At 62.7% G+C, this 16,093-nt stretch carries 13 protein-coding genes and 1 pseudogene; 3 read left to right on the top strand and 11 right to left on the bottom strand.

The genetic code is table 11. The annotated features are described in order from the left end of the window. Positions 1-16: 16 nt before the first annotated feature. From ACETMP_RS01470 to ACETMP_RS01460, 3 genes are all read right to left on the bottom strand, one after another. A complete protein-coding gene (locus ACETMP_RS01470) occupies positions 17-940 on the bottom strand; it encodes an ABC transporter ATP-binding protein (RefSeq protein WP_375159644.1) in 924 nt (307 codons plus the stop codon). Positions 941-945: 5 nt separating this feature from the next. Further along, complete coding sequence (ntrB, locus tag ACETMP_RS01465; protein ID WP_375159643.1) at positions 946-1,785, bottom strand: nitrate ABC transporter permease; 840 nt, start codon at positions 1,783-1,785, stop codon at positions 946-948. 147 nt (positions 1,786-1,932) lie between these two features. Beyond that, positions 1,933-3,315, bottom strand: coding sequence for a CmpA/NrtA family ABC transporter substrate-binding protein (locus ACETMP_RS01460; protein ID WP_375159642.1), 1,383 nt, complete (start codon positions 3,313-3,315; stop codon positions 1,933-1,935). 160 nt (positions 3,316-3,475) lie between these two features. Here ACETMP_RS01460 and ACETMP_RS01455 point away from each other — a divergent pair, with 160 nt between their 5' ends. Beyond that, complete coding sequence (locus ACETMP_RS01455) at positions 3,476-5,422, top strand: sigma 54-interacting transcriptional regulator (protein WP_375159641.1); 1,947 nt, start codon at positions 3,476-3,478, stop codon at positions 5,420-5,422. 117 nt (positions 5,423-5,539) lie between these two features. On the opposite strand, the gene ACETMP_RS01450 is transcribed toward ACETMP_RS01455, so the two are convergent. Genes ACETMP_RS01450 through ACETMP_RS01440 form a run of 3 tightly spaced genes read right to left on the bottom strand, consistent with a single transcriptional unit; the run spans position 5,540 to position 8,181 of the window. Further along, the gene (locus ACETMP_RS01450) at positions 5,540-6,418 is read right to left on the bottom strand and encodes a sulfurtransferase (RefSeq protein ID WP_375159640.1); all 879 of its coding nucleotides are present in this window, start codon (positions 6,416-6,418) and stop codon (positions 5,540-5,542) included. A gap of 51 nt (positions 6,419-6,469) precedes the next feature. Continuing rightward, complete coding sequence (locus ACETMP_RS01445; protein WP_375159639.1) at positions 6,470-7,603, bottom strand: acyl-CoA dehydrogenase family protein; 1,134 nt, start codon at positions 7,601-7,603, stop codon at positions 6,470-6,472. A gap of 35 nt (positions 7,604-7,638) precedes the next feature. Then, on the bottom strand, positions 7,639-8,181 hold the full coding sequence (locus ACETMP_RS01440; RefSeq protein ID WP_257175433.1) for an OsmC family protein: 543 nt from the start codon (positions 8,179-8,181) through the stop codon (positions 7,639-7,641). A 247-nt stretch (positions 8,182-8,428) separates the two neighbouring features. On the opposite strand from ACETMP_RS01440, the pseudogene ACETMP_RS01435 reads away from it, so the two are divergent. Next, positions 8,429-9,077 (top strand): annotated as a pseudogene (locus ACETMP_RS01435) (TetR/AcrR family transcriptional regulator). A gap of 174 nt (positions 9,078-9,251) precedes the next feature. On the opposite strand, the gene ACETMP_RS01430 reads toward ACETMP_RS01435, so the two are convergent. From ACETMP_RS01430 to ACETMP_RS01410, 5 genes are all read right to left on the bottom strand, one after another. Then, complete coding sequence (locus ACETMP_RS01430; protein ID WP_375159638.1) at positions 9,252-10,031, bottom strand: hypothetical protein; 780 nt, start codon at positions 10,029-10,031, stop codon at positions 9,252-9,254. Further along, the gene (locus tag ACETMP_RS01425) at positions 9,917-11,299 is read right to left on the bottom strand and encodes a helicase-related protein (RefSeq protein WP_375159637.1); all 1,383 of its coding nucleotides are present in this window, start codon (positions 11,297-11,299) and stop codon (positions 9,917-9,919) included. The genes ACETMP_RS01430 and ACETMP_RS01425 overlap by 115 nt, the downstream gene beginning before the upstream one ends. Next, positions 11,200-12,276 (bottom strand): DEAD/DEAH box helicase, encoded by a 1,077-nt coding sequence (locus ACETMP_RS01420; protein WP_375159636.1) that lies wholly within the window; start codon positions 12,274-12,276, stop codon positions 11,200-11,202. The genes ACETMP_RS01425 and ACETMP_RS01420 overlap by 100 nt, the downstream gene beginning before the upstream one ends. Before the next feature lie 46 nt (positions 12,277-12,322). Continuing rightward, on the bottom strand, positions 12,323-12,979 hold the full coding sequence (locus tag ACETMP_RS01415; protein WP_375161811.1) for a Hachiman antiphage defense system protein HamA: 657 nt from the start codon (positions 12,977-12,979) through the stop codon (positions 12,323-12,325). Positions 12,980-13,290: 311 nt separating this feature from the next. Further along, positions 13,291-14,496, bottom strand: coding sequence for a TrmJ/YjtD family RNA methyltransferase (locus tag ACETMP_RS01410; protein WP_375159635.1), 1,206 nt, complete (start codon positions 14,494-14,496; stop codon positions 13,291-13,293). A 342-nt stretch (positions 14,497-14,838) separates the two neighbouring features. On the opposite strand from ACETMP_RS01410, the gene ACETMP_RS01405 reads away from it, so the two are divergent. Further along, positions 14,839-16,053: an NADP-dependent isocitrate dehydrogenase gene (locus tag ACETMP_RS01405; RefSeq protein WP_375159634.1), complete on the top strand. Its 1,215-nt coding sequence runs from the start codon at positions 14,839-14,841 to the stop codon at positions 16,051-16,053. The last annotated feature ends 40 nt before the right edge of the window (positions 16,054-16,093 follow it).

Raw genomic sequence — 16,093 nt, 5'->3', positions numbered from 1 at the left:
GTCAGGGGTCTCCGTGTCAGGCAGTCAGTCCGGGACTGGTCCCGGGGGTCCAGGTCTGGCGTGGCTCCTCGCCGTTCGAGGCGACCGTCAAGCCGGGCTTGCCGATGTGCACCATCGGCACGTTGCGTGGATCGTGATCGGGTGCCTCGGCGGCAAAGGTCTTGCTGCGCGTCACCAGGAAATCGATGATGTGGTTGCGCAGCGCGTAGTAGAGCGGATGGCGATGCAGATCGGTGCGGCCGCGATCCCGCGGCAGCGGGTTCTCGACGACCTCGGCCAGCACCGCGCCGGGACCGTTGGTCATCAGGAAAATCTTGTCGGCGAGATAGATCGCCTCGTCGACGTCATGGGTGATCATGAACGCGGTCTGCCCGGTCTCCAGACAGATGCGACGCACCTCGTCCTGCAGCGTGCCGCGCGTCAGCGCGTCGAGCGCCGAGAACGGCTCGTCCATCAGCATCATCTTCGGCGTGATCGACAGCGCCCGCGCGATGCCGACGCGCTGCTTCATGCCGCCCGACAGTTCCGAGGGGCGCTTGTGCTCGGAGCCGGTGAGACCGACGAGATCGATGAAGGTCTGCGCATGCGCCCTGACCTTGGCGCGATCCCAGCTCCGCCATTTCGAGCTGACGGCATAGGCGACGTTACCGAGCACGGTACGCCAGGGCAGCAGTGCGTGGCTCTGGAAGATCACGGCACGGTCGAGGCTGGTGCCCGAAATCGCCTGCCCGTCGACGATGACGGCCCCTTCGCTCGGCGCATCGAGCCCCGCGAGAATGTTGAGCACCGTGGTCTTGCCGCAGCCGGAATGGCCGATCACGCAAGCGAACTCGCCGCGCGCCATCGAAAGCCACAGGTTCTCGAACACGGTTGTCGTCGCGCCGCCCGCACCGGGATAACGCTTGGCGATGCCTTCGATGGAGACGAATTTGTCGGTCACTTGCCCTACTCCGGAAACGTGACCATGCGCGTGAAGCGCGCGAGGATCTGGTCGAGCAGCATGCCGACGACCCCGATCAAGAGGATCGCGATGATGACATTGGTGATCGAGAGGTTATTCCACTCGTTCCAGACGAAATAGCCGATGCCGGTGCCGCCGACGAGCATCTCGGCGGCGACGATGACGAGCCAGGCGATGCCGATCGAGATGCGCATGCCGGTCAGGATCGTCGGCGCCGCCGCGGGCAGGATCACGGTGAAGGCGCGCCTGACGGTGCCGACCTCGAGCGTGCGCGCGACGTTGATCCATTCCTTGCGCACGCTGGCGACGCCGAACACAGTGTTGAGCAGCATCGGCCAGATCGAGCAGATGAAGATGACGAAGATCGCCGAGACCGAGGAATCCTTGATGGTGTAGAGCGCGAGCGGCATCCAGGCCAGCGGCGAGATCGGCTTCAGCACCTGGATGAAGGGATCGAGCGCCTTGCTGAGCAGCGGCGACATGCCGATCAGGAAGCCGAGCGGAATCGCGACCAGCACGGCGAGCAGATAGCCGGTGCCGACGCGCGCGATGGAATAACCGAGCTGGATGCCGAGCCCCTTGTCGTTCGGCCCGTTGTCGTAGAACGGCCGCCGCAAATGCTCCCAGAGCTTGGCGCCGACATCGAGCGGCCCGGGCATGGCGGATTTGCCCTGCGTCGCGGTGAGGCCCATCAGCTTGGCGTATTCGGGGCTCATCGTCGTGGTTGCGCCGGTCGAGCGCGTCGCCAGATGCCAGATGCCGAGGAAGGCGGCGAGCAGCACGATCGAGACGAGGCCGGCGCGGAAGCGGAGGGAGGATGTCATCGCGTCAACCCCACTGCTTGTGTCCCGGACGCGATGCAGCACGGAGTGCTGCTTCGCAGAGCCGGGCCCCAGTCGGCCGTATGGGTCCCGGTTCTGCGTCGCGCCGCTTTGCGCTGCGTCGCGCCCGGGACACGAGAGCGGAGATCATCACGACGCCTTCCTGATCTTGAAGCTCGCCACGTAATCCTCCGGCTTGGCCGGATCGAAATTCTTGCCCATCACCGCGAACGATTTGTAGGCGCTCGCGGGCGGCGACAGGCCCATCTCGGTCATCAGCTTCTTGGTGTCGGTGGCAAGATAAACCTGCTCGGCGACCGCCTTGTAGTCGACGTCGCCCTTGATCTGGCCCCAGCGCTTCATCTGCGTCAGCATCCAGACCGCAAAGGACTGCCAGGGGAACGGATCGAAATCGACGCGCTTGGGATCGGTCTTCACCCCGCCGAGGCCGTCGGCATAGGTGCCGGTCAGGACCTGCTCCAGCACCGTGACCGGCGCGTTGATGTAATTGGCCGGCGCGATCGCCTCCGCGATCTGCTTGCGGTTCTCCGACTTCGACGCATAGGCGGTGGCATCGACGATGGCACGCGTCAGCGCCGCAAAGCTGTTCGGGGCACTGGTCATGAATTCGCGGCTGGCGGCAAAGCTGCAGCAGGGATGGCCGTCCCAGATTTCCTTCGACAGCAGATGCATGAAGCCGACGCCGTCATAGATCGCGCGCTGGCAGATGTTGTCGGGCGCGAGGAAGCCGTCGATGTTGTCGGCACGCAGGTTCGCCACCATCTCCGGCGGCGGCACCGAGCGCAGCTGCACGTCGGTATCGGGATCGATGCCGTGCTCGGCGAGATAATACCGCAGCAGGTAATTGTGCATGGAATAGTCGAAGGGGATCGCGAACTTCAGGCCTTTCCAGTCCTTCGGATCGCGCTTGTCCTTGTGCTTGGTCGCGAGCACGATGCCCTGCCCGTTGATGTTCTCGATCGCAGGCACGGCGAACGGAATGGCGTTGGCGCCAAGGCCCAGCGAGATCGCGATCGGCATCGGCGCCAGCATGTGCGCGGCGTCGTATTCCTTGTTGATAGTCTTGTCGCGGATCACCGCCCAGCCGGCGGTCTTGACCACTTCGACATTGAGGCCGTGCTTGGCATAGAAGCCCATCGGCGCCGCCATGATGATCGGCGTGGCGCAGGTGATTGGAATGAAGCCGACCTTGAGGTCCTTCTTCTCGGGCGCGCCGGTCGCGGCAAAGACTTCCGTCGCCGTCTTGAGCGGGAAGAATTGCGACAGCGCCGCAAGCGCGGTCGACGCACCGACCGATTTCAGGAAGGCGCGGCGCGCCACGTCCTGCGGAAACATCGCGCGCATCACGGCAGAAGCGACGACGCCTTCGTAGCGCTTCTCCTCGCTCTCGACGGGCTCGCAACGCAGCGCCGCGGCTGCCTGGTCATGCTCTGCCGCGGATCGGTGCTGGCCACAGGCGCAGCCGGCCCGAAGGTTGCGGTCGGGATCAAACGGATTGTCGAACGTGGACATCAGCCCTCCTGCGCGTCGTTGCGAGGAAGGATTACGCAAGGAGCATGCCACGGCCTCCAGATCGGCCAGCGCCTTGACGACGCAACACTTTCCATCCCGCTTGGTCACTACGAAAATTCGTGATAAACGAGATTTCGTAGTTCAATTACGAGATTTCGCAATGGCAACGACGCCAATGCCCGCCCACGACGAGGTGGCTCCCCCGCTCGATCCGCGCGTCGCAGCGTTCGAATCCTCGGTCGAGGCGACACTGCTGGTCGATCCCTTCGGCGACCAGATCGTCGATGCCAATCCCGCCGCCTGCGCCCTGCTCGGCTATGACCGCGCACTGCTGCGGCAGACCAGGCCCAGCACGCTCCACGCCGGCGAGCTTCCGGCCCTCACCGTCTTCACCCAGGCCGTGCTGCACAAGGGCGCCTACTGGACCACGGCGCTCACTCCGCGCCACGCGACGGGGCAAGACCTCCAGCTCGAATATGCAGGCTGCGTGCTGCCGCATGACGGCCGCACGCTGCTGCTGCTCACGCTGACCGATCTCGACGCGCGCCGCCGGCGCAATGTCGATGCCGCCGCCGAGGATCACATGCGCAGCGGCATATCGACCTGGCAGCGGGTCGAGCGCGTCTTTCAGGATATCGAGCGCGAGAACCAGCTGATCCTGCGCGCCGCCGGCGAAGGCATCTATGGCGTGAACGCGGAAGGAAAGACCACCTTCGTGAACCCCGCGGCGGAGCGGATGCTGGGCTGGACCGCCGAAGAGCTGGTCGGCAAGGAGATCCACCCGATCGTGCACCACACCCACCACGACGGCCGCCACTACCCCGATCACGCCTGCCCGATCTATGCGGCGTTCCGTGACGGCGCCGTGCATCAGGTCGATGGCGAGGTGTTCTGGCGCAAGGACGGCTCGCCGGCCTGGGTCGAATACACCTCCACGCCGATCCGCGACCGCGGCGTCGTGGTCGGCGCAGTCGTCGTGTTTCGCGACGTCAGCCAGCGCCGCGAGGCCGACGAGAAGCTGCACGCGGCGCTCGCCGAGGTCGACCGCCTGCGCGAGCGGTTGGAGCTGGAGAACGCCTATCTCCAGGAGGAAATCCGCATCGAGACCAATCCGCGCGGCATCATCGGTGGAAGCGAGGCGATCCAGAAGACGCTGCGCCAGGTCAAGCTGGTGGCGCCGACCGCGGCGGCCGTGATGATCACCGGCGAATCCGGCACCGGCAAGGAGCTGATCGCGCGCGCCATCCACGAGGACTCGACCCGCAGCGACCGGCCGCTGATCCGTGTCAACTGCGCCGCGATCCCGCGCGAATTGTTCGAGAGCGAGTTCTTCGGCCATGTCCGCGGCGCCTTCACCGGCGCAATGCGCGATCGCATCGGGCGCTTCGAACTGGCCGACGGCGGCACGCTGTTTCTCGACGAGGTCGGCGAAATTCCGCTCGAGCTCCAGGGCAAGCTGCTGCGCGTGTTGCAGGAAGGCCATTTCGAGCGCGTCGGCGAGGCACGCACGCGCGCGGTCGACGTCCGCGTCATCGCCGCGACCAATCGCGACCTCAAGCAGGAAGTCCAGCGCGGCCGTTTCCGCGAGGACCTCTACTTCCGCCTCAACGTGTTCCCGATCGAGACCGTCCCCTTGCGCGAACGGCGCGAGGATATTCCGTTGCTCGCCCAGCACTTCCTGACGCGCGAGGGCAAGGCGCTGAAGTCGAACCTGCGTCTGTCCGAGGGCGATGCGCGGCGGCTGACCCGCTACGACTGGCCCGGCAATGTCCGCGAATTGCAGAATGTGATCGAGCGCGCCGCGATCCTGTCCCAGAACGGCCGTCTGCGCATCGATCTGCCCGACGGCTCCGGCGCGCAGGCTCTGACCGGCGCCGCACGTCCGAAGGCCGATGCGCGACCGGCGGTCATGACCTCATCCGAGATGCGCGAGCACGAACGCGCCAACATCCTGGCTGCACTCGAGGTCTGCGCAGGCAAGGTGTTCGGCCCCGGCGGTGCCGCCGAGATGCTCGACGTCAAGCCGACCACCTTGGCCTCGCGGATCAAGGCGCTGGGAATTGCGCCTCGTCCGCGGGCACCACATCCTTCGAGACGCCCGCTTTAGGCGGGCTCCTCAGGATGAGGGCGGAGTGCGCGGCAGCAGTTTCAACACGCACCGATGCCGCTTAGCGTCATCCCGAGGAGACCGCGAAGCGGTCGTCTCGAAGAACGAGGCGTGCACTCACGCCGCCTTGGTCGTGACACCAGCTGCAATCGGCAAGCCATGCTCGATCGGCAGCGACGGATCGCGCGACCATTCGTTCCAGGAGCCGAAGTACATCCGCACGTCCTTCACGCCGGCGTTCTTCAGCGCCAGGAAGGTGTTCGAGGCACGCGCCCCCTTGAAGCAGTAGAGATAGACCGGTGTCGCCGGCGTGATGCCGACGGTGGCACATTCGGCCAGGATCTCGTCCTTGGACTTGAAGCGCGGGCCCTCGGCGGTCGGCTTCATCATGCGGTACCATTCCAGCCACACCGCACCGGGGATACGGCCCTTGCGCGGGCAGAAATCCTTGCCGTACGGGGACGAGCTGTCGCCGATCCACTCGTCGACGTCGCGCACGTCGAGGATGGCGATGCCGGGCTTGCCGACGGCGGCGAGCATGGTCTTGGCGTCGATCAGGATCTCGCCGGCCTCGGGCACGATCGCGAACGAGGCCTTTGCCGGCGTCGGAACGTCCTTGGTCACGGGAAGACCCGCGGCGGCCCAGGCGTCGAAGCCGCCATGCAGCACCTTGACCTTGGGGTAGCCGAGCATGGTGAGCAGATAATAGCCGCGGCAGGACTGGCCGAAGCCGGAATTCATCGATTGCTCGTAGACCACGGCCGTTTCCTTGCCGGAGAGGCCGGCCGCGCCGAAGGCGTCGGCGAATTTGGTCTTCAGCTCGCTGATGCCCTCGGGCGTCGAGGTCGCAAGAAAGGTGAAGATCTCGTGCACGTTCACGGCGCCCGGCAGGTGCCCGGCGGCATAGGCGTCGGGATTGCGGGTGTCGATCACGACACACGGCTCCGTCTTCAAGAGATCGGCAAGTTCGCTGGCAGAGATCAGAACGTCCGTCATTGGCAGCCTCTCCGTTGAGGTTAAGTGGTCTTCTGGGGTGGACTCGTGAGCTCAGGAATCAGCGAGCATCTTGCGCAGCTGCTTGGTGGCCGGCGTGACGATCGCGATGAAATAGGCCTCGCGCAGGCGCCGCTGCGCGCGATGGCCCTTCAAATAGCCGCGCGCGCCACAATGCAGCATCGCCGCATGCGCCGCCGCGACGCTGGCTTCGCCGGCGCGCAAGCGCAGCGCGATCACCTGGCGCCAGTAAGCCTCCTCCTCGTTGTAGGGATCGCGCGCCAGCGCCATGGTCTCGGCCTCGATCTCCGCGGCGAGATCGCCGAAATGCACCGGCTGTTGCGGCAGATAACGGTTGATATGGCCGAGCGGACCATCAACCTCGCCCATGATGTTGATGCAGTCCTTGATCAGCCCGAGCGCCATGCCGGCCTGCAGCAGGATGAAGCCGGCGCGGATCTTCTTGACGAAGGGCCCGGCGGGATCGGCGAGGATCAGCTCGTCCGGCACGAAGACGTCGCGGAACTGGACGCCATAGGTGCCAGTGCCGTCCATCGCGAGGAACGGCTTGCACGGCGTCAGGGTAATCGCGGGATCCGAGCAATCGGCGAGAAACATCACGGTGCCGGGCTCGCCGCTCGCGGTGCCCTGGTCGTCCTCACGCTCGAAGATGGTGCCGAAATAATGGTCGGGGCCGAGATTGGAGACCCAGGGCAGCGCACCGCGCACGATGTAGCCGCCCTCGACCTTGCGCCCCTTCAGCTTGAGCTTCTCGATGCCGAAGAAGCTCTTCATCGGGTTGGAGAGGCCGGTGCCGCCGAGCACCCGGCCGGTCGAGAAGGCATCGCCGAAGCGTTTCGCCAATTTCATATTGGTCGAGTTGGCGGCGTACCAGACCAGTGTGTCCTGGCACCAGGCCATGAAGGCGGTCGCCCCGCAGACCTCGCCGATCGCCGCCATGGTCTGGATGGCGCAGCGCAGATCGGCGGGACCTTCGTGAGGCACGTGACTGCCCCACGCCCCGACCGCGCCCAACTTGCGCAGCACCTCGGCCGGATAGACCGAACCGTCGTCGATGCCGGCCGCGAGCGGAGCGAGCTGCTCGCGCGCGATCCGCGCCACCTCGCCCGCAATGGACGGTGCGGGCTGATCCAGAACTGCGGCCCGCGATAAAGCCAGTGAACCCATGATCGTCTCCCGCACCTTGTCCTGATTGCCGCCTGCTAGATGCCGACCTCGAGATTGACCGGCCGGGTGAAGGTGTTGGCGACCGGCGACCATTTCTTCACATGCGCGACCAGCGCGTTGATCTCATCCTGCGCGATGCCCTCGCATTCCATGTCGACCTTGACGCGCACGTCGGTGAAGCCGACCGGCTTGTCCGAGGTGTCGCCGGTGCCCCAGACCGCGGTGATGTTGAGGTCGCCTTCGAGCTCGAGCTCGAGCTTGTTGACGATCCAGCCGCGGTGCACGGCGTTGGCGTGCAGGCCGACGGCGAGGCAGGAGCCGAGCGCGGCGAGCGAGGCTTCCGACGGATTGGGCGCGGTGTCGTCGCCGAGCAGCCCCGGCGGCTCGTCGACGATGTAGGGCGGCAGATTGCGGATGTAGTTGGCGTGGCGGAATTTTCCTTCCGCGACCGTCTTGCACTTCAAGGTCTTGACCACCTTCGGATTCGCCTTGCCGTTGGCGATCAGCTGCTCGAGCCCATTCTTGTCGATGGGCGCGAGGCACCCCGTCAGCACTGTCTTCTGAACGACCGCAGTCATCGTCTTCTCCCTGGCAGAAGTGGAAATCGGCAGGATACCGAACGGTCTGTTTCCTTGCATGGAGCGTGCCAGAACCGGCCAGAAAGCGAAAGGCGAAGCATTGGAGCCGCTTAGCGTCGCTGCCGGTGGATTGATCAGCCCACCTCCTGCTCAAAGGCGGAGCAGATGCTTGAGCGGGTGCAGATCTTTTCAGCGCCAACCAGATGCGGCTTGCTGATGTGATGCAGCTGCGATTAAGTTGCAGCTTATGGCAAAGACGTCATCGAAGAAGACTTCGCCCCACGCCGCCACCGGCGACGACAGATCCGCACGCGGGCGCCTGCTCAGCGCCGCGTCGCATCTGTTCTGCAAGAACAGGAATCAACGCCACCGGCATCGATGCGATCATCGAGGAGGCCGGCACTGCGAAGACCACGCTCTACAAATTGTTCGGCTCCAAGACCAACCTTGTCAACGCGGTGCTGGAAAGCGAAGGCAAGCAATGGCGCGAATGGTTCATCGCCGCCATGGAGCAAGGCGGCGGCGACGCGCAGGCCAAGCTGACGCGCATCTTTCCGGCGCTGAAGAGCTGGTTCGCCGAAGAGCGGTTCTACGGCTGCCCCTTCATCAACGCGGTCGGCGAGCACGACAAGGACGCCAAACAGTTCCGCAACATCGCGCTGAAGCACAAGAAGATCGTGCTCGGCCACATCGAGAAGCTCGCCGGCGAGCTCGGCTCGAGCGAGCCCGCCGTGCTCGCGCACCAGCTCGGCCTCCTCATCGACGGCGCGATCGTCGCCGCGATGATCTCGCGCGACCCGGGCGTGGCGGATACGGCGGCACTGACGGCAGGCCCGCTGCTCGGGCAATCGAAGACGAAGAAGAAGCGCGGGGCGGATCAGCTGGAGGCGGTCTGATCGGCCTCATCCGTAGCCCGTATGAGCGCAGCGACATGCGGGAACACCGGACACGCGGTTGTCTAGCTATCATCCCTCCGAGGTGCAGCTCGGACGGGACAAGTCAGCCACCAACACAGATTAGAACTCAAATATCGTCAGCTCCGCGACTCGCGCAAACTGCGATCTCTACGTTCAAGCCAACAACTCATCGAGTACGGCTTGGAAATACCGTGGAAACGGGGCAATAACGGCCCGGGTAAAATCGCCATTTGCGCGCACCCACGCTCGCGCACTCCCGAAATTCGTTACTTGCGGAAAATGTTCTCCAATATCCTTGGCGATCTCGCGGTCGGCAAATCCAACTTCGTACATGCCGAGCGCCGGCCCAGTCGCGAGTCCGGCTTTCATCTGGCGTTGCAAAATCTTGAACGCTTCGTTGATGGAGCCATCCAGATCCTCCGCAAGGTCGGCAAGGGTAGCAACAACCATGGCGCCTTCGTAGCCGAATCCACCTTCGCAAAGTGCGACCGCGTCCTCAATTTTCGGTTTGCGATTGTTGCCGCCAATTCGAACGTCTGCCTCGATCATGCGACCGAAGATCGTCGCGAAGGTCTCACCAGAGAGCCACGCTTGCACCAGAGACGGAAGAATCTCCTGCGTTGACAAAGCTGCAATTGTTGAGTGACGGTTGTGCTGAAGCATCATTGGAACGACAGCAGAAGCGAAGCTCCCTGCAACGGCCGCCTGCTTCAGCGTCTCGACATTGGCTTCAAGCCACGCGCGCAATGCTTCGACTGACCGTGGCGCCAACGGCGAGCGGCGCAGCGTCTGCCGGACGTCCTCAGTAGTAGCGCGCGCTACGAGGCTCGCTGCGATATTGCGAAAGACGCTTTCGATCTGTAAGCGCCGCACATCATCAGCCAGAAAATGCGCAAGCGTATTCTTAGCCAGCTCCACCGCGCGTTCGGGCAATCCTCCTCTTCGAAATTCAAGTGCGCCAAAAGGAACGATGCGATCCCCTGGACGATGCGCGCTCGCTCCTGCAAGAACTTGATGAAATCTCTGGATTTTACGTTTGGGTTCCTCGTGCGGGCGAGCTCGGCTGATCCTGCCAACTCCGCGTTATCATCAGAGTATAGGAGTTGATGTAATTCCCCAGCGTCGATACGCACAACCTGCTTTTCGCGCTGCCCGTAAGCAAACGGCTCAAACATCGCCGAAATACTACTTGCCGACGGCTCCGAATTGCTAGCGTCCAGCAGCTCTTTTGCACCCCTCCAACGCCAGCGCCCCCTGCGCTGCCCCTTGTCGTCAAAGATCGAGTTGTCCGCAAAGATTACGCTACCTTCAGTATACATTCCGGCGCGACCGGCACGTCCGATAAGATTATGAAAATCGCGAACGAGAATGCGATCCTTGCCCTGATTGACGCTTGTTACGATTAGGTACTTGATCGGTAGGTTAACACCTTGAGCGAGGGTGGACGTACATACAACAAACCGGATCGAGCCAATCTTCATTGCATGTTCGATTGCAAGCCGCAGGCCGTGCGGCACGCTCGCGTGATGGGGGAAGATACCACGCGCAGCGGAACGAGAAGCCGGAGCGCCCTCACCAAGCTCCCTACCAAATAACGCCGCAATTCTTTCTGCCTCATGAGTATCCGACATTTCAAGCGGCTCATCGAACTGCTCAGTTCGTTCGAATAAATCCGCAGCGTCCTCGCAGATCTTGGCCGCAGCGTCCTTGCGGCCACAAAATAGCGCTACGTTTCCGTTGCGGACGAGCTTGAGACCGAGATAAAGACCAACTGAAGGACCGTTCTTCGGGCGAGGAAACTCGCTCGACTTCTTGGGCCTCGGATCAAGAATACTCTTCTCGATCACACGCGGAACGAAGAACTCGACATCGTCCGGGTCGAGCGGATCTACATACTCAAGCCGCCCAAGGGGATGACGCCAACTCGCAAATGCAATGCTTCGCGAGGTCGGAAGAAGGCCAGTCCCGTCCACAACCAAGTTGGCGTCGCCCAAAAGCCATTCGGCAATGCGCGCCGCATTAGCGATGACGGCAGAAATCAGAACGACCTGCGTTTCTGAACCGAGAAGAAGTTTCAAGGATGTAAGGAGCAACTCGTAGGTCACCCCGCGCGCACCGCTATCGAATTGATGTCCTTCGTCATACACGACCAGTCCGATCTGATCGGCGAGTTCAGGAGTACGACGAAGCAGGTAAAGCAATTTCTCTGGCGTGACGATAAGAATGGTCTTCTGCTCGAACAGCGCCTCGATCGACAGATCCTCTTGAAGCTATCGGTCGCTTCATTGATAGCTACGTTGTCGCCAGCAAAGGCGTAGGCCATATCGCTACGAATGTCGTGACAGAGAGAACGGAATGGGCACACCATCACAACGAGCGAGAACCGGTTCGCAAGAAAGCCACTGCGCAATATTAGCTGCGTAGCGCGAGTCTTTCCGGCGCTCGTCGGCATTTGGATTAAGGCAGATCTTCCAGACAGAACGCCGGCCTCGCATATTCGCTGCTGTGAAGGCCAGAGCTCGCGAGGAAACTCGTCCCGGCCAAGGAATGGCCGCCAAGTATCGATGTCGACGCCTGACGCATCGGGTAAGATCGTCACGGCGGCTGCGTTGATTTTCTTGCTAATGATCGCAGTGATCAAATCCGCGTAAAGCAATTCGCGACCGTCGCCACTCTCATAAGCGTCTTTGCGGATGGACGCGGCGGGATTGAAGACAGCTTCCACGCCTCCTTCGCCACTAAGATAGGCCGACAAGTTGAGAAGCGCCGATGTCCCAGGCTGCTGATAGGGGCCGACAGGAAGTCCGTCATAGTCCCCCCGCAGCAGCATGTAGGTCAGTAGGGCAAGGCCAGAGCCTAGGCTCTGCGCAGGCGGCGCAGCCTGATTAATGAGGACTTTCGAACTGCCGGGATTGCCGCTGAGGTAAAAGCTCGCCGAAGCGAGGAGAGGAAATTCGCTTTCGGCAAAATCATCTAGTTTGCTTTGCAGATAGGCATCGAAGTAGGTGCCGGCAAACATGAGCGCTTCCGGCTGAACTTGCTGACGCGCACTACTCGAAGAAGTGTCAGCAATTGCCGCAGCTGCATCGCCCAACAGCCCGACCGCCAGCGAGAAGAGCTTATTTGGCGATTGAGTAAGTTCGATGTGCTCATCTTCTGGCACGTCGTACTCATACATCTTCGCCTTAGAGCGCGTCGTTGAGAGGAGACGGCGTGCTTCGCGTTCAGGCCTCATCTACAGCCCTCTGATAAAGTGCATGAACGAGCTGCATCATCGCAGGCCCCATAACTACGATCAGTTTCAGATTTGGCCCATTGAAATGCGCGGCTGTCGTGACCGTCGACGCCTGCACTGGATCAAACGTCTCTATATCGTGAACGGCTGCCGCTCCGCTAATACGCTTGAATGGCCTGTCAGTCTCGTTTTGGAATCGCTCGATTTTGGTAGCCGGCGCGCGTTCGCCCCGTTCAAGGAAGCGTTGCTTCAATGCATTGAGCGTCATCCCCTCGCGCAGCTTATCTTTATTCGAGTCATCGATCGCAACCTGCAGCCGATTTTGCGGCGCGCCCGGTGCCAACTGCGCTTTTGCTTCGAAAACAAACAGTTCGTCTTGCGGGCTCACAGCACCGTCTTGTACGAATTTAAATCCAACTATGTCGCATCCTTTGGTGGACTCGTTGCGGTTCCACTTGAACTCGTATCGCAGCTTACGCGGACACCAGTAACCCAGTTTGTATTCAATGTAGTCGGCAACGATAATTTCGGCGAAATCGCCGGAGCGGACGCTCGGCCCTGGCGCAGCCGCGGCATCCGGAAATTTCATCTCTGTCAAGAACTCCCCCTTCGTGAGACCAGTCCCGTTCGCTAGCTCCGCTAGCATTGGGTCGTCACAATAATGCTCGCGAAAATGCTTCGCCCAGGACGAGAGGACCGCTGCGTCGCCGGCGTGGTTTAATTCCCAGAGCTCGACCCTGTGACCGTCGGCAGTAGTAATTGTGTTGCCCGTATTGACGAGCCAATCGAGGTGCGCCGGTGCTGACATAGGAGGTTACGAAGATGGAATCGCTGTCAGAACTCCATCACACGTTGAGACGGCGACCTTAAAGTGAACGAAACCAGAATATGGACATTACCCAAGGGAAATCCTGATAGTGGTCAGCTAGGCCCGCTCGTACCGTAGGCTTTCTCCTCTTAATCGGTCGATCCTTGCTCCATCATCCCAGCAAGCCGCACCAGCTCCGCCTCCAGATCGCGCTCCACATCCACTGCCCGAATGTCGAGCACGCGATAGTCCCGCGCTTCCAGCCAGGTCCGCCGCCCGGCGCGGTCGGCCGCGATCGCCTCGCCCTCGCCCGGGTTGACCAGCTCGATCGCGATCCGGTGCGGGAACGAGACGAAGTCCGGGATGTGGCGCCCCACAGGCGTCTGACGCTTGAATCCACCTGCGAAGCGGCGGTCGCGCGTCAGCGCCTGCCAGAGCAGGCGTTCGGCGTCGGTCGGGTTGCGGCGGAGCAGGCGGGCGAGGCCGCGCACGGTCGAGCCGCTGTCGGGGACGCCGCCGCCCTGCCCGTGCTCGGCCAGCAGCGCGCGCAGGCGCGTCGCCTGCTCGCCGTCGAGCACGCCGCCCTTGGCCGGGCCCTTGCGCCCCTCGGCGATCGCCATCACCACCCCGTGCAGGGTGTGCATGTCCTGCTTGGTCGGCTCCATCCGGGTGAAGATGTTACGCAGGTTGACCAGCATGGTGTCGCGCTTCTCGGCCGGGCGCAAAAACTCCACCTTGTCGAGCTCGCGCACGAGGTTGTCGAAGAAGGCCTGCATCTGGTGCTGCGAGGCGCGCTCGGAGCGCTCCGGCATGGCGTGCGGCAGCTCGCCCGAGGTTATCCGCTTGAACCATTCATAGCCGACCAGCAGCACGGCCTGGGCGAGGTTGAGTGAGGCGAAGCCCGGATTGACCGGGAAAGTGATGATGCGGTTGGAGAGCCCGACCTCCTCGTTGGTCAGCCCCCAGCGCTCCCTGCCGAACAGGATACCGGCCCTGCCTCCCGTGGCGATATGCCCGGATATTTCAGCGGCTGCCGCTTCCGGCCCGACCACGGGCTTGGCCTGGTCGTGCGGGCGCGCGGTGGTGGCGAACAAGAGGTCGAGGTCGGCCACCGCCTCTTCCACCGTGCCGAACAATTCGACCTTCTCCAGAATGTGGTCCGCGCCGGCGGCGGCGCGCTGGGCGGCGATGTTGGGCCAGCCGTCCCTTGGGTTGACGATGCGCAGCCGGCTCAGGGCAAAATTGCCCATGGCGCGCGCGGCCATGCCGATGTTCTCGCCGAGCTGCGGCTCGACCAGGATCACGATGGGACCGTCGAGGGAAAGTCCCGCCTTGCTCTTGTCAGTCCCCGACATCTCGCTTCGCTTTCACTCTCAAGGCCTTGGCAAGGCGCTCTCAGGAATTGATTCAAGCCGGCCTTTCAGGCTCGCGCTGGGCCGGCCGGGTTGTCCGCCCGTCGTTTGCCTGTCCTGACGAAATTCTCAAGGGAAATAACGGGTTGGATTCGACTTTTGAATCTCGCCTGAAACCTCACCCCTGCCGGTCCGCCGCGGCCGGGCCTTGCTCCCCATCTGTGGGGGCTGGATCGGCTAAAAGTGCATAATCCCTTGGCTTTCGCCCGTTGCTATCAGGTGCTAAGAGGCGGCGGATATTCACGTGGCGCCGATGGCGCCGTTCCCAAGAGGGCTTCCCCGATCATGGCAAAAATCAAAGTATCCAATCCCGTCGTCGAGCTCGATGGCGACGAGATGACCCGGATCATCTGGCAGTACATCAAGGACAAGCTGATCAACCCGTTCCTGGATGTCGAGCTGCTCTATTTCGACCTGGGCATGGAGTACCGCGACCACACCAACGATCAGGTCACCATCGACGCGGCCGAGGCGATCAAGAAGGTCGGCGTCGGCGTCAAGTGCGCCACCATCACCCCCGATGAAGCCCGGGTGAAGGAGTTCAACCTCAAGCAGATGTGGAAGTCGCCGAACGGCACCATCCGCAACATCCTCGGCGGCGTGATCTTCCGCGAGCCGATCATCTGCAAGAACGTGCCGCGCCTGGTTCCCGGCTGGACCAAGCCGATCATCATCGGCCGCCACGCCTATGGCGACCAGTACCGCGCCACCGACATCAAGTTCCCGGGCAAGGGCACGCTCTCGATGAAGTTCGTCGGCGAGGACGGCACCGTGATCGAGAAGGAGGTGTTCAAGGCCCCCGGCGCCGGCGTCGCCATGGAGATGTACAATCTCGACGATTCCATCATCGACTTCGCCCGCGCCTCCTTCAACTACGGCCTGCTGCGCGGCTACCCGGTCTACCTGTCGACCAAGAACACGATTCTGAAGGTCTATGACGGCCGCTTCAAGGACATCTTCCAGGACATCTTCGACCGCGAGTTCAAGAAGGACTTCGACGCCAAGGGCCTGACCTACGAGCACCGCCTGATCGACGACATGGTGGCCTCGGCGCTGAAATGGTCCGGCGGCTATGTCTGGGCCTGCAAGAACTACGACGGCGACGTGCAGTCCGACACGGTTGCGCAGGGCTACGGCTCGCTCGGCCTGATGACCTCGGTGCTGCTCACCCCTGACGGCAAGACCGTGGAAGCGGAAGCCGCCCACGGCACGGTGACCCGCCACTACCGCGAGCACCAGAAGGGCAAGGAGACCTCGACCAACTCGATCGCCTCGATCTTCGCCTGGACCAGAGGCCTCGCCCACCGCGCCAAGCTCGACAACAATGCCGAGCTCGCCAAGTTCGCCAACACGCTGGAGAAGGTCTGCGTCGACACCGTCGAGGCCGGCTACATGACCAAGGACCTCGCGCTCCTGGTCGGCGCCGACCAGCGCTGGCTCTCGACCACCGGCTTCCTCGACAAGGTCGCCGAGAACCTCGGCAAGGAGTTGGCGGCGTAAGCCGCCAACCACGCCGTCATTGCGAGCAAAGCGAAGCAAT

It is taken from the genome of Bradyrhizobium dasycarpum, assembly GCF_042019905.1.
GTDB lineage: Bacteria > Pseudomonadota > Alphaproteobacteria > Rhizobiales > Xanthobacteraceae > Bradyrhizobium > Bradyrhizobium japonicum_B.
This window is presented reverse-complemented; position numbering and strand designations above follow the sequence as displayed.